The organism is Pseudochelatococcus sp. B33 (genome assembly GCF_053570585.1).
Window position 1 is genome coordinate 34562 of sequence record NZ_JBSEFH010000015.1, and the last position, 23874, is coordinate 58435.

Consider the following 23874-nt stretch of genomic DNA (forward strand, 5'->3'; position numbering starts at 1 on the left):
CGATGCTTCAAGAAAACGATGCTTCGATCAGTAGAGATAGATCCGAAACATCAATAATTGATAACGTTTTCCATGCGCTCGCGGCCCGTCAGTCTCCGAAGCGGGCGGCGATGGCGCGCGTGAGCCGCTCGCCTTCCGCGAGATAGCGGGCGATGGCGACCTCCGCGGCCGGCGTGCAGGTCCGGTAGGTGACGGCGAAGGCGCGATATCCCTGGTTGAAGGCGCCCGCTATCCGGGCGCGCGTCTCGGCGTCGCGCGCCTCGCTGTCCATCAGCGCCGCCATGCGCTTGCGCCACTGCGCCGCGTCGCCCGCGCCGCAGAGCGTGCGCAGGAACGCCAGCGAGCCCATCACCTCCGACAGACGCAGCAGCTCGCGCTCGTAGCCGGGCGGCGGCGTGCGGCCGGGTGTCCCGGCATCGGGTCCGCTTCCGGCGGAGGGCTGCTCGCGCGCGGGCGGCAGCGGTATCGGCTGGGCCGCCACCGCCACGGACCACAGAAGCGCGGCGAGCGGCGGCACCAGCCGCAACCGCACGGCGCGGCCGGCAAGATGCGAGCGCCGCGTGCAGCGGACGCGCGCATCCGCCGGTCGGGGAACGATCGGGGACAGGGGCGGGCTCAAACGTGCTGCCCGCCGTTGATGTGCAGCTCCGCCCCGGTGACGTAGGAGGAAGCCTCGGTGCACAGAAAGTAGATCGCCTTGGCGACTTCGTCCGGCGTGCCGAGGCGGCGCAGAGGGAAGGTCTCCGCCATCCGCTCGGTGCCCGGCGACAGGATGGACGTGTCGATCTCGCCCGGCGAAATGGCGTTGACGCGCACGCCGAGCGGGCCGAAATCCGCCGCCATCTCGCGCGTGAGCGCGGCGAGCGCGGCCTTCGACGTCGCGTAGGCGGCGCCGGCATAGGGGTGCACCCGCGATCCGGCAATGGAGGTGACGTTGACGACCGAGCCGCCCGCCCGGGTGAGTTCATCGACAAGGCCGCGCGCCAGCAGGGCGGACGAGAAGAAATTCACCTGGAACACGCGCTGCCAGTCCTCGATCGGCGTATCGAGGGTGTTGAGGCGCTGCCCACCCTCGCCCTTGGGCGAGATGCCGGCGTTGTTGACGAGCGCGTGCAGCACCCCGCCTTCGTCGGCGAGGCGGCGCTTCATCTCCGAAATGGCGGCGAGCGTCGACGAGACGTCGCCGAGATCGACCTGGATATGGTCCTCGGGCCCCATCTCCCACGGACAGGCTTCCGGAAAGGGATGACGCGAGCTGGTGATCACGCGCCACCCCGCGGCGGAGAAGCGCTTGACGGTGGCATGCCCGATGCCCCGGCTCGCGCCGGTGAGCAGCATGATGCGACGGCGGGCGTTGGTGTTCTGGGTCACGATCGACTCTCGAAATGTTCTGCGCGCGTGCGGCGGCGGATACACTACGCCCTCAAGGGCGCAGGGTCCACACCCGCCGCGAGCCGGCGCACGGCGAACTCGTCGACGGTCCTGCCCCGCAGCCCATGACGACGGGCCTGCGCCGCTGCGACCCCTTGTAATTATGCCGCTCCGGCGCGATAAGGACAGCCATGACGAAAGCGCCCAACACCCCCTCCTCCGCGGCCGCCGGCACCCTCGACGGCCTCCCTTTCGAGCAGGCGCTGGCCGAGCTCGAACAGATCGTCTCACGCCTCGAGCGCGGCGACGTGCCGCTTGAGGAATCGATCGCCATTTTCGAGCGCGGCGAGCAGCTCAAGAAGCACTGCGACGCCCTGCTGAAGAAAGCCGAGGCGCGGATCGAGAAGATCGCCGTATCCGCGTCGGGAGACGTGTCCGCGACCCCGCTCGACATCGAGGAATAGCGCCGTGCCGGCATCGGGCCGCTGCGGCATCAAGCCGAACAGTGTATACGCTGTTCGGAGAAACGGGATGCGAGGACAAGGAGATAGAGCGGCGATCCGATTCAGTTCGACCATCCGCCGCTCTATAATCTTTGACGAATGCGGACTGAAGGCTTATGCCTTGACGTTGCGCAAACCGGCGTCGGCGCAGGGGCGCCCCCCGTTCCCCTGCCCCGCGCGTTCGACGCGGCGCGTGTTCCCGGTAGCGCCGCGGTTTCGAGTGCGGCGTTTTGGAGTCTTGCGTTTTCGCGTTCTGCCGAGGTTGTCTCATTGTCCGTCCCTACGCCGCTTCTCGACACCATCCTGACGCCCGAAGACCTGCGCGCGCTGCCGGAGGCGTCGCTGCCGCAACTGGTCGACGAACTGCGCGCGGAGGTCATCGACGCGGTATCCGTCACCGGCGGACATCTCGGGGCGGGGCTTGGCGTCGTCGAACTGACGGCGGCGCTGCACTACATTTTCGATACGCCGCGCGACCGGCTGATCTGGGACGTCGGCCATCAGGCCTATCCGCACAAGATCCTCACCGGCCGGCGCGACCGCATCCGCTCGCTGCGCAAGGGCGGTGGCCTGTCGGGCTTCACCAAGCGCGGCGAGAGCCCCTACGATCCCTTCGGCGCGGGGCATTCCTCGACCTCGATCTCCGCCGGCCTCGGCATGGCGGCGGCGCGCGATCTGTCGGGCGGCGATCATCATGTCGTCTGCGTCATCGGCGACGGCGCCATGTCGGCCGGCATGGCCTACGAGGCGATGAACAACGCCGGTGCGCTCGGCGCGCGGCTCATTGTCATCCTCAACGACAACGACATGTCCATCGCGCCGCCGACCGGCGCGCTGTCGGCGCATCTGGCGCGCATCGTCTCCAGCGGCACCTACCGCTCGCTGCGCGAAACCGGCAAGCAGATCGTCAGCCGCCTGCCGCGCTTCTTCTACGAGAAGGCGCAACGCGCCGAGGAATACGCGCGCGGCTTCTGGGCCGGGGGGACGCTGTTCGAGGAGCTCGGCTTCTACTACGTCGGCCCCGTGGACGGCCACAACCTCGACCACCTGCTGCCCGTGCTGCGCAACGCCCGCAACGCCGAGAGCGGCCCCATCCTTGTGCATGTCGTGACGCAGAAGGGCAAGGGCTACGCCCCGGCCGAGGCGGCCGCCGACAAGTACCACGGGGTGAGCACGTTCGATGTCGTCACCGGCGCGCAGGCGAAACCCAAGGCCAACGCGCCCACCTATACGCGGGTGTTCGCCGACGCCCTCATCCGCGCCGCCGAGAGCGACGACAGGGTCGTCGCCGTCACCGCCGCCATGCCCTCCGGCACCGGGCTCGACCTGTTCGGCCAGGCGTTTCCCGAGCGCACCTACGATGTCGGCATCGCCGAGCAGCATGCGGTGACCTTTGCCGCCGGCCTGGCGACGGAAGGCTACAAGCCGTTCTGCGCCATCTACTCGACGTTCCTGCAGCGCGCCTACGACCAGGTGGTGCACGACGTGGCGATCCAGAATCTGCCGGTGCGCTTCGCCATCGACCGCGCCGGGCTCGTGGGCGCGGACGGCCCGACGCATGCGGGCTCGTTCGACATCGCCTATCTCGGCTGCCTGCCCAACATGGTGCTGATGGCGGCCGCCGACGAGGCGGAGCTCGTGCATATGGTGGCGACCGCCGCAGCCTATGACGCCGGCCCCATCGCGCTGCGCTATCCGCGCGGCGAAGGCGTGGGCGTCGAGCTGCCCGAGCGGGGCGAGATCCTGCCCATCGGCAAGGGCCGCGTGGTGCGCGAGGGCACGCGCGTGGCGCTGCTGTCGCTCGGCACGCGGCTCGCCGAGGCGCAGGCGGCCGCCGACCAGCTCGAGGCGCGCGGCCTCTCCACCACGGTGGCGGACGCGCGCTTCGCCAAGCCGCTCGATCTCGGCCTCATTCGCCGTCTGGCGCGCGAGCACGAATGCCTCATCACCATCGAGGAAGGCTCGCAGGGCGGCTTCGGCGCCTTCGTGCTGCACGCGCTGGCGCAGGAGGGGCTGCTCGATCAGGGCCTCAAGGTGCGCACCATGACGCTGCCCGACACCTTCATCGAGCACGACAAGCCCGAGCGGATGTACGCCGATGCCGGGCTCAATGCAGCCGGGATCGTCGACATGGTGTTCGCGGCACTCGGCAATACGGCCGCCGCGCCGGCGCTCAGGGCGTGAATGTCCGACAAGCGCAGGGCGGATATCGTGCTGGTGGAGCGCGGTTTCTTCGATAGCCGCGCCCGGGCGCAGGCCGCCATCGAGGCGGGCGGCGTCACGGTGGACGGCACGCCGCTGCGCAAGGCGTCCCAACCCATCGCGCCCGACGCCGTCATCGCGGCGCAAGCGCCGCACCCGTGGGTGTCGCGCGGCGGCGTGAAGCTTGCCGCGGCGCTCGACGCCTTCGGCATTGATCCGGCGGGCGCACGGGCGCTCGACGTCGGCGCCTCCACCGGCGGCTTCACGCAGGTGCTGCTGGCGCGCGGCGCGGCGCATGTGCATGCCGTCGATGTCGGCCACGGGCAATTGCATCCGCTGGTCGCCGGCGATCCGCGCGTGACCGTGCTGGAGGGCACCGACGCGCGCCGTCTCGCGGAACGCGGCCTCGGGCCGTTCGACGTATTGACCGTCGATGTCAGCTTCATTTCGCTGAGGCTGGTGCTGCCGCCGGTCGCGCCCCTGCTCGCGCCGGGCGCGGCGCTGGTCACGCTCATCAAGCCGCAGTTCGAGGCCGGGCGCGACCATCTCCACAAGGGCATCGTGCGCGACGAGGCGGCGCACGTGCGTGTGTGTACGGACATCCGCGCCCATGTCGAGAGCCTCGGCTTCACCGTCGCCGGCGTGATCCCCTCGCCGATCGCGGGCGGCGACGGCAACCGGGAGTTTCTGCTCGGAGCCCGCCTGTCATGATGCAGGAAGGCACACGGACCCTGACCATCGACCGGCTCGGCGCGCGCGGCGACGGCATCGCCGACACGCCGGCCGGCCCCGTCTACGTGCCTTACGCCCTGCCCGGAGAGGTCGTGCGCGTGGGCCTGCCCGCGCCCGACCCGCTCGATGGGCGCGCGGCGCGCTCGTCGCACGGACGGGTGGAAGCGCGCGCCGCCTTCATTGCCGTCGAGACGCCCTCACCGGCGCGGCGCGAGCCCGAATGCGCGCTCTTCATGCGCTGCGGCGGCTGCGCCACCCAGCACATGGCTGAGGCGGCCTACCGCGCATGGAAGCGCGACAGCGTCGTCACCGCACTGGCGCGCGCGCATGTCGACGCCGCCGTCGCGCCGCTGGTGGACGCGCACGGGACGGGACGCCGGCGGGTGACGTTCCACGCCAGGCGCAAGGACGGCTTCGACGCGGTCGGCTTCATGGCCGCGCGCAGCCACACCCTCATTCCGATCGACCATTGCCCGGTGCTCGATCCGGCGCTCGGCCACGCGCCGCCGGCGGCGCTCGATCTGGCGCGCCTGCTGCTGCCCAAGGGCAAGCCGCTCGACATCCAGGTGACAGCGACCACCGGCGGCCTCGACATCGACGTGCGCGGCTACGGCCCGGCGAGCGAGGCCGACCGCCGCGCCCTGACGCGGGCCGCCGAGCGCCTCGATCTGGCGCGGCTCTCGCTGCACGGCGATCGGATCGTCGAACGGCGCGCGCCCGCCATCTCCATGGGCAATGGGCTCGTCGTGCCGCCGGCCGGCGGCTTCCTGCAGGCGACGGCGCTGGGCGAGGAGACGCTGGCGCGCCTCGTCATGGAGGCTTGCGCCGAGGCGCCGCGGCGCATCCGCCGCGCCGCCGATCTCTTCGCCGGCTGCGGCCCCTTCACGCTGCGGCTCGCCGAGATCGCCGACGTGCACGCGGTGGAGAGCGCCGCCCCGGCGCTCGCCGCGCTCGACCGCGCCTTCCGGTCGACGCCCGGCCTGCGCCGCATCACCACCGAGACGCGCGACCTCTTCCGCCGCCCGCTGCTGCCGCTCGAACTCAACACCTACGACGCCGTCGTGTTCGACCCGCCCCGCGCGGGCGCTGAAGCGCAGGCGCGCGAACTCGCCAAATCGACGGTGCCGCTCGTGATCGCCGTCTCGTGCGATGCCGGCGCGTTCGCGCGCGACGCGAAAATCCTGCTCGACGGCGGCTACGCCCCCGCGCGCATCACCCCGGTCGATCAGTTCCGCCATTCGGCCCATGTCGAGACGGTGGGCGTGTTCGTGCGGCCGGGCACGGGAAAGCGGAGGCGGTAGGCGGAGACCGCAAAGGAAATGGCGGACCCCGTGATCCGCCATCGACATTCAGGATGCGGCTATAGAGCATGTCATCGTTTCACGGAAACGCTGACATGCTCTTTCGGATTCTCTTTCGGATTTTGGACGAATTCTGATCAATCAGATGATTCCATCTGATCGGAACGCACTCTAGAGCGGGATGCGATCAGGTTGAATCGTCATCCCGCTCTAAAATCTATATTTTACCGCAACTTGCGTTCAATTCGATGGATCGACTTGAACGCAAACTGCTCTAGAATCGCCCGCCGCTGAACAGCTTGCTGATCCACGAGCCCGTGTCTTCGCGCGGCTCCAGCCCCCTGCCGGCGAGCAGCGTGTAGGCGTCCTTGTACCAGGGGCTGTCCGGGAAGTTGTGGCCGAGCACGGCCGCGGCCGTCTGCGCCTCGCTGAAGATGCCGAGCGCGGCGTAGGCTTCGGTCAGGCGCATCAGCGCCTCCTCCACCGAACGCGTGGTCTGGTACTGCGCCACGACCGTGCGGAAGCGGTTGATGGCCGCCGTGTAGTTGCGGCGCCTCAGATAGAAACGGCCGATCTCCATCTCGTGGCCGGCGAGCTGGTCGCGCACGACCTGCACCTTGAACTTGGCGTCGGCGGCGTATTCGGAGCTGGGATAGCGCTGGATCAGGGTATCGAATGCCACGATGGCGCGCTGCGTCGCGGCCTGATCGCGGGTGACGTCCGGCACCTGCTTGTAATAGGACATCGCCAGCAGATACTGCGCGTAGGCGGCGTCCTGCGTGTTGGGATAGAGCGTCGTGTAGCGCATGGCGCTGTTGGCCGAATCGTCATACCGGGCGCCCTCGTAGGCGGCGTAGGTCTGCATGATCAGCGACTTCTGCGCCCATTGCGTGCCGGGATTCTGCCGGTTGATGGTGTCGAACGCCTTGTAGGCGCCTTCGAAATCGCCCGAGGCCGAGCGCGCCAGCCCGTCGTTGTAGAGCTCTTCGGCAGGGGTCACCGGAACGATCTCCGGCTTGTAGGTCTCGCTCCTGTCGAAGGGGTTGATCGATTTCAGCGTGTCGCAGCCCGCCACCCCGCCGAGGCAAACGGCGACCAGCACAAGGCGCGGCCAGGGTGCGGCGAAGTTCGCAGCCGCGCTTCTCGCTTTACCTGCCATGCCGCCTGCGGAAGACAAATGCGAAACGACCCTGGTGGAACACAGCATGGAAGGAAAACGCATCCCTCGTCAGTCCTCTCAGATGGCGCGAGGGACGACATTACCCCCAACCACAGGCTGTTTACCCCAAACACCCCCGATCGGCCAAGCACCTTGTGTGCATAGCCATCCATCACGCATGGTATTTCAGGTCAGGTCTGGCGCGTAGGCCGGAACCGCAACGCCCGTACCGAGTTCGGCATAGCCGAACTCGCGGCGCGGGGCATGCGCATCCACGATCGCATAATTCGCCCGATCGCGGAACAGCGCCTCGAGCACCGCCACGTTCATGCGGTGACCGGCGCAATAGGAACGGTATTCGCCCTGCAGGGGGTATCCGGCGAGGGCGAGGTCGCCGACGGCGTCAAGCATCTTGTGGCGGACGAATTCGTCGGCATAGCGCAGCCCGTCCGGGTTGACGATGCCGTCGTCGGCGATGGCGACGGAGTTCTCCAGGGACGAGCCCTGGGCCAGCCCCATCTTGCGCAGCTTCTCGACGTCGCGCAGGAAGCCGAACGTGCGGGCGCGGCTGATCTCGCCGCAGAAGGTGTCCGCGTTGAGGTCGACGATCTTGCGCTGGCGGCCGATGACAGCCGAATCGAAATCGATCTCGACATCGAGCCGCAAACCGCGCTCGAACGGCCGCAGCTCGGAGAAACCGCGCCCGTGCTCGATGCGCACGGGACGCAGCACCTTGACGTAACGCCGCGCGGCCTGCTGCCGGGCGATGCCGGCGTTCACGATGGCCTCGACGAAGCAGGCGGCGCTGCCGTCCAGGATCGGCATCTCGGGGCCGTCGACCTCCGCCAGGACGTTGTCGACGCCCAGGCCCGAGAGTGCGGCCATCAGGTGCTCCACGGTCGATACCGAACCGCTCTCCTTGTCGCCGAGGACGGTGCACAGTTCCGTGGTGCTGACATGGACGTAGCGGGCGTCGATCAGACGCTGGCGGTCGCCGGGCAGGCCCGTCCGCAGGAAAACGACACCGTGGTTGGCGCGCGCGGGATGAAGAACGAGTCTCGCAGGTTGGCCGGAATGAACGCCCACCCCGGTGAGCGCAATGGCCGTGCGTAGCGTCGTTTGCCTGCTGGCCTTCATCGATGTCTGTTCCCGGACCGTGTACTGCATGGCGGCGTCGACCCGATCCTGCCCGACGTGCCCTGAGCCGGGGATCCGGCGCCCGCAGGCACTGGCGATCTCGTTTCCGACTCACTGTGTGTGGCCAAAATAGTCACCTCACTGTATGGGCGCCAATCACGCTTTCTTACCGTCTGTTACATTGCACAAAATCAGATAAACCATTTAAAAAACAAATATTTACTCTTCATTAACACTTTCCGGCCGGCCCCATCCCGCTGGCGTCAATTATGGCGCAAAAGTGTCTTCTTGCCTCCTCTTCCGGCATTTTGTGCGCGGTTTTGGCGCTCTTGCGCCGTCCACCCACAGGAACATCCGCACAAATGGCAGCGGGGCCTTACGGCCCCGCTGTGGACAACCTCGGAAATTGTGAACGGATGGGCCTGTTCAATTCGCTTGACGGCGAAGAAACGCCGGAATCTCAAGCTGTTCGTCGTCGATTGTTGCATTGCGAAGAGACGCGGCGGCAGGCCGCTGCGGCTGTGATTCGGGACCCGGCTGGCGGAATGCCGGCGGCTGGGCCGGGGCCTGCTGCTGCACCGGCACCTGGGCGGGCTGCTGCGGGCGCGCTTCCGGCGCGCGTTGCGGCTGCGGCTGCGGCGCTGGCTCGTCCCGGCGTCCGAGGCCCACGGAGGCGAGCCGCTGGAGCAGCGACAGGCGCTGGCGCGGATCGTTGCTCCCCTGTCCCTGCGGCGCGTGCTGCGGCGCCTCGCCGCGGCTGGCGCGGATCTGGTTCTGCGCCGGCAGGGGCAACTCGTCGACGCGCGGCATCCGGGCAGGGCGCACAGTCTGCTCGGCACGCGGCGGCAGGAAATGCTCGGGCATCGGCTCGTGCTGGGCCGGGGCGGCGTGCACCTCGGCGACGGGCGCAGCGGCGACCCCCGGACGCGGCGGGGCCTGCTCGAACACAACGTCGTGCCGGCCGACCGCCGGCGCCTGTCCGGGCACGGCGGCGTAGGACGCGGCCTGCGCGGCGGCCGATCCAGCCGCATGCACGGGCGCGGCAATGGATGCGCCAGCCTGCGGTGCAGCCTGCTGCGCGGCCAGAGCCGGCGCGCCCGCGCCTTGCACGGCCCGCAGGCGCGCTTCGGAGCGCAGGCGCTCGGCGACTTCCGCGATGCGCTGTTCGGTCGCAGTCACGTCCTGGGTGCTGCCGGCGACGATCGGCTCGATGCCCGTCGCGACCACGGAGACGCGGATGATGCCCTCGAGCGCCGGATCGAAGGTGGCGCCCAGGATGATGTTGGCGTCGGAATCGACTTCCTCGCGGATGCGGGTCGCGGCCTCGTCCACCTCGTAGAGGGTGAGGTCGTTGCCGCCGGTGATGGAGATGAGCAGCCCGCGCGCGCCCTTCATGGACACGTCGTCGAGCAGCGGGTTGGCGATGGCCGCCTCAGCCGCCGTGAGCGCACGCTTCTCGCCCGAGGCCTCGCCGGTGCCCATCATCGCCTTGCCCATGCCGCGCATGATCGAGCGCACGTCGGCGAAGTCGAGGTTGATGAGGCCCTCCTTCACCATCAGGTCGGTGATGCAGGCGACGCCCGAGTAGAGCACCTGGTCGGCGAGCGAGAAGGCGTCGGCGAAGGTGGTTTTTTCGTTGGCGACGCGGAAGAGGTTCTGATTCGGGATGACGATCAGCGTATCGACCGCCTTCTGCAGTTCCTGGATGCCGACGTCGGCCACGCGCATGCGGCGCGCGCCCTCGAACTGGAACGGCTTCGTCACCACGCCGACGGTGAGGATGCCCATCTCGCGCGCCGCCTGGGCGATGACCGGCGCCGCGCCCGTGCCCGTGCCGCCGCCCATGCCGGCGGTGATGAACACCATATGCGCGCCCGAGAGGTTGTCGCGGATCTCCTCGATCACCTCCTCGGCGGCGGCGCGGCCGATGTCGGGCTGCGAGCCCGCGCCCAGGCCCTCGGTCACCTGGGTGCCCATCTGGATGATGCGCTCGCAGCGCGAGCTGGTGAGCGCCTGGGCATCGGTGTTGGCGCAGACGAACTCGACCCCTTGCAGGCCGGATTCGATCATGTTGTTCACGGCGTTGCCGCCGGCTCCGCCGACGCCGAAAACCGTGATGTGGGGCTTCAGTTCCCGGATATCCGGAGCTTGCAGGTTGATCGCCATGTTCCTTGGCCTCTTCTCATCAATCGGCGCCCGGCTGCGCGCCCCTCCAAAAATTCAAGACAAGGCGGCCGCCGCACCGCCGCCTACTCTTAATGCCGACGCTCCCGGTCTTCGGCCGGTCGCGTGCGGGCTTTGCTCACACGCCGCACGGGCTTCCGTTTCTCAATGAGCCACGCTCATCGGGAAACGGCATCAAAAACTATCGCGGATCCAGCGCCCGACACGGGTGAAGTATCCGTCCGTGCCCGTCCTGAGGCCGTAGCCCGAGGAGCGCGGCTCGAAGTGCTCCACATGCGCCATCTGCGGATAGACCAGCAGGCCGACGGAAGCAGAGAACGCAGGCCCCTTCGCCGCTTCCGGCAGACCCTTGATGCCGAGCGGCCGGCCGATGCGCACCTGGCCGGTGCCCTTCTCGCCGACGAGAATGCGCCGCGCCAGTTCGGGAAGCCCCGTCAACTGGCTGGCGCCGCCCGTCAGGATGACCCGCCGTCCGGCTTCCGCCGCAAACCCCGCCTCGCGCAGTCGCCCGCGCGCCAGTTCGAGAATCTCCTCGACCCGCGGCTTGATGATGCGCACCAGGTGCGACTTCGGCACGTGGTTGGGCACATCCTGCTCGCTGTCGTCGACCTGCGGCACGGAGATGATCTCCCGCTCGTCGGACGGTGACGAGATCGCCGCGCCGTAGAGCGTCTTCAGCCGCTCCGCCGCCGACACGCGCGTGGACAGCCCGCGCGCGATGTCCATGGTCACGTGGTGGCCGCCGACCGCGAACGCGTCCGCATGCACGAGATGGCCGCCGGCAAAAACGCCCATGCTGGTCGTCCCCCCGCCCAGATCGATCAGCACCGCGCCCATCTCCGCCTCGTCGTCCACGAGCGCCGACAGGCCGGAGGCGTAGGGCGTCGACACCACCGCCTCGATGTCGAGATGGCAGCGCTCCACGGCGAGCATCAGGTTGCGCACCGCGCCTGCATCGGCGTTGACGACATGCATGTCGACGCCGAGCTTCTCGCCGATCATCCCGGCGGGATCGAGCAGGCCGCGCTGGCCGTCGAGCGAGAAGCCGGTGGGCAGCGCGTGCAGCACCGCCCGCCCCGGACGCGTCGCGTGGGCGGAGGCAGCGTCGAGCACGCGCCCGACATCGCCCGTAGTCACCGCGCCGCCGCGCACCGCGACATGGGCCGCGAAGCGCTGCGAGGCGAGACGCCCGCCGGTGAGGTTGACGATGACCGACTGCAGCTCGACCTTGGCCATCCGCTCGGCCGCGTCCACCGCGTGGCGGATGGCGCGCTCGGCGGCGTCGAGATCGACCACGATCCCGCCCTTCAGGCCCATGGAGCGCTGGTGGCCGATGCCCAGAACCCGCGCCAGATGGGTGCGGCCGCGCAGCACCTCCGTCTCGTTGACCGGGTTCAGCTGGGCGATCAGGCACACGATCTTGTTGGTGCCGACATCGAGCACCGACAGGGTGGCGCTCTTGCGCGCCGACAGCGGCCGCATCCGCGGCGTCAGCCCTGGGGTCAGGCGATTGCCGAAGGAGCTCATGTTTCGGGTGCCTTCCGCTTGGCAGTTTTCTTCCGGGCTTCGATCATCGCCGCCGCGCCCTCCTCGGAAAGGCGCATGGCGATGCGGTCGCTCTGGCGCATGTCGATGGCGATCAGGTCCTTGTTCAGCACCTTCTCGCGCCGCTCCAGATCGATGAGCCGCGCCATGGCCACGACCGGCTCGATCTCCGGCAGGCGCACGATCAGGTCGTTGTCGAACTTGATGTCCCACCGTCGGCCGGACACCAGAATGCCGGCGCGGATGCGCGGGGCCAGCGGCCCCGCCGCCGCCACGATGTCGATGTATTCCTGCGCGCGTGTGTTGGCGCCCTCGCCGGCCACGAAGGGCAGGCGCGAGAAGCGGGGATCGGTCATCAGGTCGATGACGGTGCCGTCGGCGGCGATCACGAACACCTCGCCGTTGCGCTGCCACAGCGCCTGCGGCTCCCGCTCGACGATGGCGATCGAGAGCGCGTCGGGATAGAGCTTGCTCACCGAGGCCTGGCGGATCATCGGCACGGATTCGAGACGCCGGCGCACCTCGCCCGCGTCGAGGAAGGCGAGCGAGCGCAGCGGGCCGACCCCGGCCGCCGCCAGCACCTCGCTCTCGCGCAGCTCGACCATGCCGGCGATATGCACCTCCTTGATGCCGAGCCCGAAGAAACGCGCCACCGCGTCGTGCGGCTCCCCGTAGGCGGCGCGGAACGCGTCGAGGTGCCCGCCGCGCGAGGCGCCGTAGACCGCGACCACCGCGAAGAACGCCACCATGAGGCCGGACCCCGCGCCGCGCGGCAGGTATCGCGCCGCCCGGTCAAGCGTCGTCTGGCGCAGGGCGCGGCGCTCACTGGCGGCGGCGCGCTGCGCCTCCGTCCGTTTCCGCGAAAAAAACTTGCCACCAGCCATCGATAAAGCCCGAAAATGGAACCCCGGCCAATGCCGGCATTGGGGAAGTGCTCCGGTGACGCGGCGCTGCGGCGAAAGCCCCTGAAAACAGTTCCACGACGCAGCGCGCACCGTTAACGATGACTCTTCCGCCTTTTGGTAAATATTTGGTTTAAGGAGAGCCCCGCAGCGCCCTCGCAGCGCGATTTTCTGCAGCCCGAGGGCGGTTCGCCCCTCCGTTCGCCAGCGCGAAAACGGGCGCTATCTCAAAATGTTGCCGGCCGGCCCTTGCAGCGGGCCGCAAGCCCTGCGCGCGCACTGCCCGCTGACGCCGCAGCGCCGGCCGGTTAACGGGCGATATTATCCCCAGCGTTAAGATCGGACGCGGCAGCGGGGATGCCGACGCGGCGGATTTCCCATTGCAGGCTTATTCCCGAATGCTCACGGACCCTTCGGCGGACTTCTTCGCCCAACGCCTCAATATCGGCCGCGCTCGCGCCGCCCAGGTTGACGAGGAAATTGCAATGCATTTCGGACACCTGCGCGGCGCCGATTCGCAGGCCGCGGCAGCCGGCGGCGTCCACCAGCTCCCACGCCTTGGCGCCCGGCGGATTGGTGAAGGTCGAGCCGCCGGTGCGGGTGCTGACGGGCTGCGTCGCCGAGCGGGTCTCGGTGATGGCGTTCATGCGCGCCAGGATGTCCGCCGGATCGCCCGGCGCGCCGCGAAACAGCGCCTCGGTGAAGATGAGATCGTCCGCCGCCGTATGGCGATAGGTGAAGCCCATGTCGGCGTGCGTCAGCGTCACGCGTTCGCCCGTGCGGTCGAGTGCCTGCGCCCCCACCAGCACCTGCGCCACGTCGCCGCCGTAGGCGCCGCCGTTCATGCGCAGCGCGCCGCCGACGGTGCCGGGAATGCCGCGCAGGAACGCCAGCCCGTCGATGCCCGCCTCCGCGGCCGCGCGCGCTACCTTCACATCGGCGGCCGCCGCACCGGCACGCACATGATACGCCGGCTCGACGGCAATCGCCGAAAATCCCTTGCCGAGCCGCACCACCGCGCCGGGCACGCCGCCGTCACGCACCAGGAGGTTCGAGCCCAGCCCGATGGTCAGCACCGGCACGTCCGCGGGCAGATGGCGCAGGAACAGCGCCAGGTCATCGGCATCATGGGGCGTGAACAGCAGCTGCGCCGGCCCGCCGGTGCGGAACCACGTCAGCGGCGCGAGCGGCGCGTTGGCGGCGAGCACCCCCCTGAGCCCGATGCCGGCGAGCGCCGCGCCGATGTCGGGAAAGGTCATGCGGGCTCGTCCAGCGCCGCGAGTTCGCCCGGCAGCGCGTAGGCCCAGGCCGTGATGCTGCCCGCGCCCAGAAACACCACGTAGTCGCCGGGCGAGACGACTTCCCGCACGCGCGCGGCGAGGCCCTCCGGCCCGTCGATGGCGATGACCTCGCGATGGCCGCGGGCTCTGAGGCCGGCGACGAGATCATCGCGCGAGGCGCCTTCGATCGGGGCTTCGCCCGCCGCGTAGACCGGCGCCACGAACACCGTGTCGGCGTCGTTGAAGCAGGTGCAGAAGTCGCTGAAGAGCGACTGCAGGCGGGTATAACGATGCGGCTGCATCACCGCCACCACCCGCCCCTGGGTCGAGGAGCGCGCTGCCCGCAGCACGGCGGCGATCTCCACCGGATGGTGGCCGTAATCGTCGAAAACCGCCACGCCGTTCCACTCGCCGGTGCGGGTGAAGCGCCGCTTGACGCCGCTGAAGCCGCCGATCGCCTTGACGATGGCGTCGGGCTGCATGCCGAGCTCGAAGGCGACGGCGATGGCCGCCGTGGCGTTCAGGGCATTGTGCAGGCCCGGCATCGGCAGCACGAGATCGTCGATGACGGTCGCCGCATTCGACTGCCGGTCGCGGATCAGCACCGTGAAGCGGCTTTTCCCGCCGGAAAGGTCGAGGTCGAGCAGGCGCACGTCCGCCTGCGGGTTCTGGCCGTAGGTGATGACGCGCCGGTCCTCGATGGCACCGACGAGGCCCTGCACCACCGGATGATCGATGCACATCACCGCGAAGCCGTAGAACGGCAGGTTCTCGACGAAAGCGCGGAAGGCGTCCTTGACCGCCTCATAGGTGCCGAAATGGTCGAGGTGCTCGGGGTCGATGTTGGTGACCACCGCCACATCGGCGGGCAGCTTGAGGAAGGTGCCGTCGGACTCGTCCGCCTCCACCACCATCCAGTCGCCGGCGCCGAGCCGCGCGTTCGTGCCATAGGCGTTGATGATGCCGCCGTTGATGACGGTCGGGTCGAAGCCGCCGCCGTCGAGAAGCGTCGCGACGAGCGATGTCGTCGTGGTCTTGCCGTGGGTGCCGGCAATCGCCACGCAGGTCTTGAGGCGCATCAGCTCGGCCAGCATTTCGGCGCGGCGCACGACGGGCAGACGGCGCAGACGCGCCTCGGCGAGTTCGGGATTGTCGCGCTTGATGGCGGTCGACACCACCACGACCTCGGCCTCGCCCAGATGCTCCGGCGCGTGGCCGACGAAGACGTTCGCACCCTTCTCGCGCAGGCGCCTGACGTTGGCGTTGTCGCTGGCGTCCGACCCCTGCACCGTGTAGCCGAGGTTGAGCAGCACCTCGGCGATGCCCGACATGCCGATGCCACCGATGCCGATGAAATGGATGGGGCCAAGCTCGCGCGGCAGTTTCATGAACCGCTTTCCTTCATGTCTGTGACGCCGACTAGAGCATATCAGCGTTTCACGGAAACGCTGATATGCTCTAACTCTTTGATTTTGAGCGAATTCTTATCGATCAAATGATTCCATTCGATCGGAAAGCGCTCTGTTGCTTTTGCCCGTCTTGCGCGTCCGTTTCAACGATTCGCGGGCGACCATTCGCCGCGCGCGACCTTGAAGACCTGATCGGCGAGCCGCTCCGCCGCGTCGGGATAGCCGACGGTGCGTGCCGCGATCGCCTCCCGATGCAGCGACGCCGGATCGTCGAAAACCGCCTTCAGCGCGTCCGCCAGCCATTGCGGCGAGAAATCCTTCTGCGCCACGGCGGTGGCGGCGCTGACGCGCGCCAGCACGGCGGCGTTGGCCGCCTGGTCCTGATCGAGCGAACCCGGCAGCGGCACCAGGACGGAGGGGCGGCCGATCACGGCGAGTTCCGCGACCGTCGAGGCCCCGGCACGGCCGATGACGAGCTGCGCCGCCGCGATCCGCGCCGGCAGGTCGATGAAGAACGAATCGACCTCCGCCGCCACGCCGAGCCGCGCATAGGCCGCGCGCACGCGCTCCAGATCCTCCTTGCGCGCCTGCTGCACAATGGCGAGCCGCTGGCGCAGGTGATCGGGCAGCAGTTCGACGGCGTCGGGCACGACATCGCTCATCACCCGCGCCCCCTGGCTGCCGCCGGTGACGACGAGATGCAGCACACCGCTTGCGTCGAGCGGCTGGAAGGGCGCTTTCGCCGCCTCGATCACGGCCGGGCGCACCGGATTGCCGACATGGGCCACGCGATCCTTCGCACCCTTCGGCAATTTGCCGACATGCGGAAAGCCGGTGGCGATCAGCGTCGCCCAGTTGCTCAGCAGCAGATTGGCGCGCCCCAGCACGGCGTTCTGCTCGTGCACCACGATGGGCACCCGCAGCATGCCCGCAGCGAGCAGCGGCGGGACGGTCGGATAGCCGCCGAAGCCCACGATCACCACCGGCCGGCGCGCCCTGATGGCGCTGTAGGCGGCGAAGAAGCCGCGCGCCAGCGTGAAGACCGCCTTCACGGCGGTGAGGGGCGAGCGCCCCGAAGGGGTCGCGGCCGGAAATTCGATGATGTCGTCGGCGGGGAACCGGTCGGCGAAGCGGGCGGCGCGCGTGTCGGTGGCCAGCACCACGGAAAGGCCGCGCGCCCTCAGCGCCACGGCGAGCGATTCGGCGGGGAACAGGTGGCCGCCGGTGCCGCCGGCCGCGACGATGACGAGCGGCGGCTTCGCGGGCGCGTCAGCCATTATAGCCATCCGCCGGAATGCCGCGATCGAGGATCGCCGCGCGGGGACGCTTGCGGGTGAGCGCGATCAGGAAGCCCATGGCCAGCGCCAGTGACCACAGCGACGAGCCGCCGTAGGAGACGAACGGCAGCGTCATGCCCTTGGCGGGCAGCAGGTGTACGTTCACCATCATGTTGATGCAGGCCTGCACGCCGAACAGCGTCACGAGCCCGGTCGCCGCCAGCCGGCAGAACGGGTCCTCGTTGCGTTGCGCCAGCGACAGGCTGCGCAGCACGATGACGGCGAACAGCAGCACCAGCCCGATGCATACGGCGATGCCGAATTCCTCCGCCGTGGCGGCGAAGATGAAGTCGGTATGCGCATCCGGCAGGATGCGCTTGACCGTGCCCTCGCCCGGCCCCTTGCCGAGCCAGCTTCCCTGCGCGAAGGCGTCGAGCGCGGTGTTCACCTGGAAGCTGTCGCCCGACGCGGGGTCGAGGAAGCGCTCGATGCGCGCCCGCACGTGGCCGACGAACTCATAGGCCGCGACGAGCCCCAGCAGGCTGACGCCGCCGATGCCCAGCACCCAGAACATGTGCAGCCCCGCCGTGAAGAACAGGCAGGCCCAGACGATGGTCACCAGCATGGTCTGGCCGATGTCGGGCTGGAGGATGAGCGGCACGATGGTGACGGGCAGCATCAGCATCGCAAACCACGTGCCGGGCATGTCCTTGCGCCGGTTGCCCTCGGCGAACAGCCAAGCGGTGAGCACCACGAAGGCGGGCTTGACGAATTCCGACGGCTGCAGGGTGAACCCGCCGAGCACGAACCAGCGCCGCGAGCCCTTGACCTCGGGCCCCATGTAGAGCGCCAGCAATATCAGGACCATGCCGCCGACATAGGTGAGCAGCGCCACCCGGCGTACGTAGCGCGGCGGCAGCATCGATATCCCGATCAGGATGAGAATGCCGGGAATGAGATAGAACACCTGCCGGTTGACGAAATGGAAGTCCGGCAGGCCGAGCCGCTCGGCGACCGGCGGGCCGCCGCCCATCAGGAAGACGAGGCCTGCGACCATCAGCACGCCGATGGTGACCAGCGTCAACCGGTCGACGGTCCACAGCCATTCACCCGCATAAGTGCGTTCCGCGCGCGATGCCATCGTCAATCCCCGTAGCATCAAACCAAAAAGCGTGCGTGCTTCTTGGAAAAGTTTGATGCGTTAAAGCGCGTTCCGATCAAATGGAATCATTCGATCGATCAGAATTCGCTCAAAATCAAAGGATTAGATCGTGTCAGCGTTTCCATGAAACGATGACACGGTCTAACATACAGACAGAGCGGCATGCCGCTCAAACCGGCGTCACCTCAGGCAACGCCCGCACGGCCTCGCGAAAACGATCGCCGCGCACCTCGAAATTCGGGAACTGGTCATAGGATGCGCAGGCCGGCGACAGCAGCACGACTGCTTCCTCCTGCGCCTCACCCACACCGTCGCCCCCCGCCGCCCGCGCCGCGTCCAGCACCGCCTGATCGAGGGTGCCGCTCACGGTGTAGGGCACCACGCCGTCGAGGGTGCGGGCAAAGTCGGCACTCGATTCACCGATGAGGTAAGCATGGATGATTTTTGGGAAATATTCCGTTAACGGGGCGATGCCGCCCTCCTTCGCACGTCCGCCGGTGATCCAGAAGATGCGCTCGAACGAGCCCAGCGCCTTCGCCGCCGCATCGGCGTTGGTGGCCTTCGAATCGTTGACGAACAGCACCTGCCCGGCGCGCCCCACCGCCTCCATGCGGTGCGCCAGGCCCGGAAAGGTGGCAAGACCGCGTGCCGCCACGTCATCCGCCACGCCGGCAGCCGTCACTGCGGCGAAGGCGGCCGCTGCGTTCTGCGCGTTGTGGCGGCCGCGCAGCGAGCCGATGCCGGCGAGGTCCGCCACTTCCGCGCCGTCGCGCAGAAGACGCGTACCCGCGACGGAAAACCCCCGGGCGAGCGTGCGCTCGGCGCTCAACGGCACCACGCGCCCGCCCGCCTCCTCGATACGCCGGGCGATGCGAAGGGCGATTTCCCGCGACCAGTCGTCGTCCACGCCGACGATGGCGATGCGGGAGGCGGCGACGAGCCGCTCCTTGATGCTGGCGTAGTGCGCCATCGAGCCGTGACGGTCGATGTGGTCCGGCGTCAGGTTCAGCAGGATGCCCACCGTGGGATCGAGCGAGGGCGCGAGGTCGATCTGGAACGACGAGCACTCCACGACATGCACCCGCCCCGCGGCCGGCGGCGCCAGCGACAGGATGGCGGTGCCGATATTGCCGCCGAGCTGCACGTCGTGTCCGGCCTCGCGCAGGATATGCGCGATGAGCGCCGTCGTCGTGGACTTGCCGTTGGTGCCGGTGATGGCGACGAGGGGCGCGTCGGGTGCGACGAGCCGCCGCTCGCGGACGAACAGCTCGATGTCGCCGATGATCTCGATGCCGGCCGAGCGGGCGAGGAATACCGACCAGTGCGGCTCGGGATGGGTGAGCGGCACGCCGGGCGACAGCACCAGCGCATCGACGCCGTGCCAGTCGGCCGCGCGCAGATCCGCGACCGCGACGCCCGCCGCGCGGGCGGCCTCGCGGCCTTTCTCGCCGTCGTCCCAGGCGGTCACGCTCGCGCCGCCGGCGATGAGCGCCTGCGCGGTGGCAAGGCCCGAGCCGCCGAGGCCGAAAACGAAGACGCGCTTGCCCTTGAACGACGTGACGGGGGTCATCTCATCTCAGCTTCCGGATTTATCTCAACTTCAAAGTGGAGAGGCCGACGAGCGCCAGCACCACGGCGATGATCCAGAAGCGGATCACGACCTGCGGCTCGGTCCAGCCCAGTTGCTCGAAATGGTGGTGGATGGGCGCCATCTTGAACACCCGCTTGCCGGTGAGCTTGAAGGAGGCGACCTGCACGATCACCGAGAGCGCCTCCAGCACGAAGAGGCCGCCGACGATGGCGAGCACGATCTCGTGCTTCACCGCCACCGCGATGGCGCCGAGCATGCCGCCGAGCGCGAGCGACCCGGTGTCGCCCATGAAGATCTGGGCCGGCGGCGCGTTGAACCACAGGAAGCCGATCCCCGCCCCGATCACCGCGCCGCACAGCACCGCGAGCTCGCCCGCGCCGGGCACGAAGTTGATCTGGAGATAGTTGGAAAAGATCGCGTTGCCGACGAGATAGGCGATGAAGCCGAAGGTCGCGGCGGCGATCATCACCGGCACGATGGCGAGCCCGTCGAGGCCGTCGGTGAGGTTCACCGCGTTGCCCGCGCCCACGATCACGAAAGCGCCGAACACCGCGAAGAACAGGCCGAGATCGATCAGGAAATCCTTGAAGAAGGGAATGGCGACGGAGGTCGCGAGCAGTTCGCGCGCCGGCGGCAGCGCATCGCGGCTGATGAGGATGATGGCGATGGTGGCGGAAAGACCGATCAGCCCTTCGATCGTCAGCCGGATGCGGCCGGAAAAGCCCTTGTGCGACTGCTTCGTGACCTTGAGGTAATCGTCGTAGAAGCCGATGGCGCCGAAGCCCAGCGTCACGGCGAGCACCACCCACACATAGGCGTTCGAGAGATTGGCCCACAGCAGCGCGGAGACGAGCACGCCCGAGAGGATCATGAGCCCGCCCATGGTCGGCGTGCCCTTCTTGGCGAGGTGCGACTGCGGCCCGTCCGAGCGGATGGGCTGGCCCTTGCCCTGCCGCACCCTGAGCGAGGCGATGATGGCGGGCCCGAACAGGAAGACGAAGAACATCGCCGTGGCGGTCGCCGCGCCCGTGCGGAACGTGATGTAGCGAAACACGTTGAGCGCAGGCACGGAGGCGCTCAATTCCGCGAGCCAGATAAACATGCTCTTCTCGTCTCCGAAGTAGCCGCAAAGCAGCCGTACGAACGATCCGGGAGCGGATCACGGGCAGGATCAGTCGGCAGCGCCGACCGCCGGGAAACGGCTCTTGAACGCGGCGACGATGCGCGAGACCCTCGTGCCGTTCGAGCCCTTCACCATCACGACGTCGCCCGCCCGGATCGCGCGCAAAACCTGTTCCTCCAGTCCCTGCGCGGTCTCGGCATACGCCCCGCGCACCTCGGGCGCAAGGGTGCGCCACAGATGATGCATGCCGGACCCGGCCGCGAACACGAGATCGATGTCGTTTTCCACAATCGGTGCGTTGAGCGAGGCATGCAGCTCGCCGCTGTCAGGCCCGAGCTCGAGCATGTCCGCGAGCACCGCGATGCGCCGCCCGCGCAGGCCCACCGCCGCCTGCCCCAGCGTGTCGAGCGCCGCCGTCATCGAGGTGGGATTGGCATTGTAGCTCTCGTCGATGAGCAGGAACTCGCCCCCCGGCGCGCCGAGGCGCACGCGCTCGCCGCGGCCGACGGGCGGCGTCAGTTCACCGAGCGCCAGCGCGGCGAGCGCCAGATCGCCGCCCACGGCGTGCACCGCCGCCAGAACCGCAAGGCTGTTCAACGCGATATGCCGGCCCGGCGAGCCGATGCGATAGACCACGGGGGCGCCGAACACCTGCGCCTCCACCACCGACAGCTCGGGCTTGAGCACGATCTTGATCCCGCGCACGTCCGCCTTCGGATGCTCGCCGAAGGTGATGATTCGCCCCGCGCGCGAGGCCAGCACATGGGCCTTGAGGCGCTCGAACTGATCGTTGTCGCGGTTGAGCACCGCGACGCCGCCGGGCTCCAGTCCCGAGAAGATCTCGCCCTTGGCGTCGGCTATCGCGGCGACCGAGGGGAAATATTCCAGGTGCACCTGCCCCACCGTGGTGACGATGGCCACCTGCGGGCGCACGAGGTGCGACAGCGGCGCGACCTCGCCCGGCGCGTTCATGCCGATCTCGAAGATGCCGAAGCGCGTGCCGCGCGGCATGCGCGCCAGCGACAGCGGCACGCCCCAATGGTTGTTGTAGGAGGCGACGGAGGCATGGGTGCGCCCCTGCCGCCCGAGCGCGAGCCGCAGCGCCTCCTTGGTGCTGGTCTTGCCGACCGATCCCGTGACCGCGATCACCCGCGCGCGGCTGCGCGCCCGCGCCGCCGCGCCGAGACCGTGCAGCGCCTCCAGCACGTCCCGGACCACGTAGAGCGGGCCGCCGTTCACCAGCGAGGCGGCGTGCGCCTCGTCGATGACGGCCGCCGCCGCGCCCTTCGCCAGCGCCTGCTGGACATAGGCGTGGCCGTCGCTGTTCTCGCCCCTGATGGCGAGGAACAGGTCCCCCGGCGCGAGCGTGCGCGTATCGATCGACACGCCCGTCACCCGGTCCGGCAGCGCGTTGGCGACGCGGGCGTTGAGCGCGGTGACGAGGTCGAGAGGCGACCAAAGCACCTCCGCCTGCCGGTCGACAGGGGGCGGCGCGATGGAGGAAACGGATCCTGTGGCCGGTATCGTCATGATGTCAGCTCCGCGGCTGCGGCGAGCACCGCCTCGTGGTCGGAAAAGGGAAGAGTGGTCTGGCCGACGATCTGGCCGGTTTCATGGCCCTTGCCCGCCACCACGAGGACGTCCCCGGCCGCGAGCAGCCGGACGGCGTGGCGAATCGCCTCGAACCGGTCGCCGATCTCGCTCACCTGCCCCCTGCCCGCGACCGCCCCGGCGCCGGCGAGCACCTGCGCCCGGATGGCGGCCGGTTCCTCGGAACGCGGGTTGTCGTCGGTGACGATGGCGATGTCGGCCTTGCTTGCAGCGATCGCGCCCATCAGCGGGCGCTTGCCCGCATCGCGGTCGCCGCCGGCGCCGAATACCGCCACGAGCCGGCCGGAAGCATAGCCGCGCAGCGTGTCGAGAACGGAGGCGAGCGCATCCGGCTTGTGCGCGTAGTCCACCACGACGAGCGCGCCGTTGACCTCCGCCACCCGTTCGAGCCGTCCCTTGACGCCCGCGAGCGTCTCGAGCGCATCGAACACGCGGCCGGCCTCCCCGCCCGCCGCCAGCGCGAGCCCCGCCGCGACGAGCGCGTTCGAGGCCTGGAAGTCGCCCGCGAGCGGCAGCAGCACGTCACGCGTGCGCCCGCGATGGCGGATGCGCAGACGCTGGGCGAAGCCCTCGCGCGCGGCGCTCTCCAGCGTGATATCCGCCCCGGCCGTGCCGATGCTGACGAGCGGCAGGCGCCGCCGCGTCGCGATGTCCGCCACGCGCGCGGCCTCGGGCGAATCGGCGTTGATCACGGCCGCTGCGCCGTCGGGCAGCAGCTCCGAAAACAGCCGCAGCTTGGCCGCGAGGTAGGATTCGACGTCCGGATGATAGTCGAGATGGTCGCGGCCCAGATTGGTGAACGCCGCAGCCGTGAGCCGCACGCCGTCGAGGCGATGCTGGTCGAGACCGTGGGAGGAGGCTTCGAGCGCCAGGTGCGTGATGCCCTCATGGGCCAGGCCGTCGAGCGTCCGGTGCAGGCTGATGCTGTCCGGCGTCGTCAGCGAACCGTAGACCGCCCCCGACGGCGCGACGACGCCGATGGTGCCGAGGCTCGCCGCCTGATGGCCGAGCACTGAAAAGATCTGACGCGTGAAATCGGCGACGGAACTCTTGCCGCTGGTGCCCGTCACCGCGACGAGCGTTGCGGGCTGGCGCGGGAAAAACCGGGCCGCCGCCAGCGCCACGCTGGCGCGCACGTTCGCAACCCGCACGAAGGCCACCGTCTCCGGCAGGTCGTCCGGGCGAGGCCCCTCGCCGACGATCGCGACCGCCCCGCGCCGCGCCGCGTCCTGCGCGAAGGCAAGGCCGTCGAGCCTGGCGCCGGGCACGGCGAAGAACGCATCGCCCGGCCCGACGCGCCGCGAATCGAGCTGCAGGCCGGACACCGCGATATCCGGCGCGCCCGCTTCAGGCAGCAGGCTGGCCAGCGAGACCGGCGAGGACAG

Annotated in this window: 19 protein-coding genes; 4 read left to right on the plus strand and 15 right to left on the minus strand. The window is 69.0% G+C overall.

Translation table 11 applies throughout. From position 1 onward, the window contains the following. Positions 1–88 precede the first annotated feature (88 nt). Positions 89–619 carry a TIGR02301 family protein gene (locus ACUSIJ_RS17215; protein WP_449309651.1) on the minus strand — a complete coding sequence of 177 codons (531 nt, stop codon included), beginning with the start codon at positions 617–619 and terminating at the stop codon, positions 89–91. Further along, on the minus strand, positions 616–1338 hold the full coding sequence (locus ACUSIJ_RS17220; RefSeq protein WP_449309764.1) for an SDR family NAD(P)-dependent oxidoreductase: 723 nt from the start codon (positions 1336–1338) through the stop codon (positions 616–618). The genes ACUSIJ_RS17215 and ACUSIJ_RS17220 overlap by 4 nt, the downstream gene beginning before the upstream one ends. Positions 1339–1562: 224 nt before the next feature. Here ACUSIJ_RS17220 and ACUSIJ_RS17225 point away from each other — a divergent pair, with 224 nt between their 5' ends. From ACUSIJ_RS17225 to ACUSIJ_RS17240, 4 genes are all read left to right on the plus strand, one after another. Continuing rightward, complete coding sequence (locus ACUSIJ_RS17225) at positions 1563–1835, plus strand: exodeoxyribonuclease VII small subunit (RefSeq protein ID WP_449309652.1); 273 nt, start codon at positions 1563–1565, stop codon at positions 1833–1835. 309 nt (positions 1836–2144) lie between these two features. Beyond that, complete coding sequence (gene dxs, locus ACUSIJ_RS17230; RefSeq protein WP_449309653.1) at positions 2145–4058, plus strand: 1-deoxy-D-xylulose-5-phosphate synthase; 1914 nt, start codon at positions 2145–2147, stop codon at positions 4056–4058. Then, a complete protein-coding gene (locus tag ACUSIJ_RS17235; RefSeq protein ID WP_449309654.1) occupies positions 4059–4787 on the plus strand; it encodes a TlyA family RNA methyltransferase in 729 nt (242 codons plus the stop codon). Next, complete coding sequence (locus ACUSIJ_RS17240; RefSeq protein ID WP_449309655.1) at positions 4784–6109, plus strand: class I SAM-dependent RNA methyltransferase; 1326 nt, start codon at positions 4784–4786, stop codon at positions 6107–6109. The genes ACUSIJ_RS17235 and ACUSIJ_RS17240 overlap by 4 nt, the downstream gene beginning before the upstream one ends. 274 nt (positions 6110–6383) lie before the next feature. Here the strand turns inward: ACUSIJ_RS17240 and ACUSIJ_RS17245 are convergent, their stop codons facing one another. From ACUSIJ_RS17245 to ACUSIJ_RS17305, 13 genes are all read right to left on the minus strand, one after another. Then, complete coding sequence (locus ACUSIJ_RS17245) at positions 6384–7268, minus strand: outer membrane protein assembly factor BamD (protein WP_449309656.1); 885 nt, start codon at positions 7266–7268, stop codon at positions 6384–6386. A gap of 186 nt (positions 7269–7454) precedes the next feature. Further along, positions 7455–8405 (minus strand): UDP-3-O-acyl-N-acetylglucosamine deacetylase, encoded by a 951-nt coding sequence (gene lpxC / locus ACUSIJ_RS17250; RefSeq protein WP_449309657.1) that lies wholly within the window; start codon positions 8403–8405, stop codon positions 7455–7457. 426 nt (positions 8406–8831) lie between these two features. Further along, a complete protein-coding gene (gene ftsZ, locus ACUSIJ_RS17255; RefSeq protein ID WP_449309658.1) occupies positions 8832–10571 on the minus strand; it encodes a cell division protein FtsZ in 1740 nt (579 codons plus the stop codon). Positions 10572–10763: 192 nt separating this feature from the next. Further along, on the minus strand, positions 10764–12116 hold the full coding sequence (gene ftsA, locus ACUSIJ_RS17260; RefSeq protein WP_449309659.1) for a cell division protein FtsA: 1353 nt from the start codon (positions 12114–12116) through the stop codon (positions 10764–10766). Then, positions 12113–13018, minus strand: coding sequence for a cell division protein FtsQ/DivIB (locus tag ACUSIJ_RS17265; RefSeq protein ID WP_449309660.1), 906 nt, complete (start codon positions 13016–13018; stop codon positions 12113–12115). The genes ftsA and ACUSIJ_RS17265 overlap by 4 nt, the downstream gene beginning before the upstream one ends. A 326-nt stretch (positions 13019–13344) precedes the next feature. Continuing rightward, complete coding sequence (gene murB / locus ACUSIJ_RS17270) at positions 13345–14295, minus strand: UDP-N-acetylmuramate dehydrogenase (protein WP_449309661.1); 951 nt, start codon at positions 14293–14295, stop codon at positions 13345–13347. Beyond that, positions 14292–15704 (minus strand): UDP-N-acetylmuramate--L-alanine ligase, encoded by a 1413-nt coding sequence (gene murC, locus ACUSIJ_RS17275; protein ID WP_449309662.1) that lies wholly within the window; start codon positions 15702–15704, stop codon positions 14292–14294. The genes murB and murC overlap by 4 nt, the downstream gene beginning before the upstream one ends. 164 nt (positions 15705–15868) lie before the next feature. Continuing rightward, positions 15869–17002, minus strand: a complete 1134-nt coding sequence (gene murG / locus ACUSIJ_RS17280; protein ID WP_449309663.1) for an undecaprenyldiphospho-muramoylpentapeptide beta-N-acetylglucosaminyltransferase — start codon at positions 17000–17002, stop codon at positions 15869–15871. After that, a complete protein-coding gene (locus tag ACUSIJ_RS17285) occupies positions 16995–18143 on the minus strand; it encodes an FtsW/RodA/SpoVE family cell cycle protein (protein ID WP_449309664.1) in 1149 nt (382 codons plus the stop codon). The genes murG and ACUSIJ_RS17285 overlap by 8 nt, the downstream gene beginning before the upstream one ends. A 190-nt stretch (positions 18144–18333) precedes the next feature. Then, positions 18334–19734 (minus strand): UDP-N-acetylmuramoyl-L-alanine--D-glutamate ligase, encoded by a 1401-nt coding sequence (murD, locus tag ACUSIJ_RS17290; protein WP_449309665.1) that lies wholly within the window; start codon positions 19732–19734, stop codon positions 18334–18336. 19 nt (positions 19735–19753) lie between these two features. After that, the gene (mraY, locus tag ACUSIJ_RS17295) at positions 19754–20857 is read right to left on the minus strand and encodes a phospho-N-acetylmuramoyl-pentapeptide-transferase (protein ID WP_449309666.1); all 1104 of its coding nucleotides are present in this window, start codon (positions 20855–20857) and stop codon (positions 19754–19756) included. 69 nt (positions 20858–20926) lie between these two features. Further along, entirely contained in the window at positions 20927–22408 is a 1482-nt protein-coding gene (locus ACUSIJ_RS17300) for a UDP-N-acetylmuramoylalanyl-D-glutamyl-2,6-diaminopimelate--D-alanyl-D-alanine ligase (RefSeq protein ID WP_449309667.1), read from the minus strand. Then, positions 22405–23874, minus strand: a complete 1470-nt coding sequence (locus ACUSIJ_RS17305) for a UDP-N-acetylmuramoyl-L-alanyl-D-glutamate--2,6-diaminopimelate ligase (RefSeq protein ID WP_449309765.1) — start codon at positions 23872–23874, stop codon at positions 22405–22407. Before ACUSIJ_RS17305 ends, ACUSIJ_RS17300 begins: the two co-directional genes overlap by 4 nt.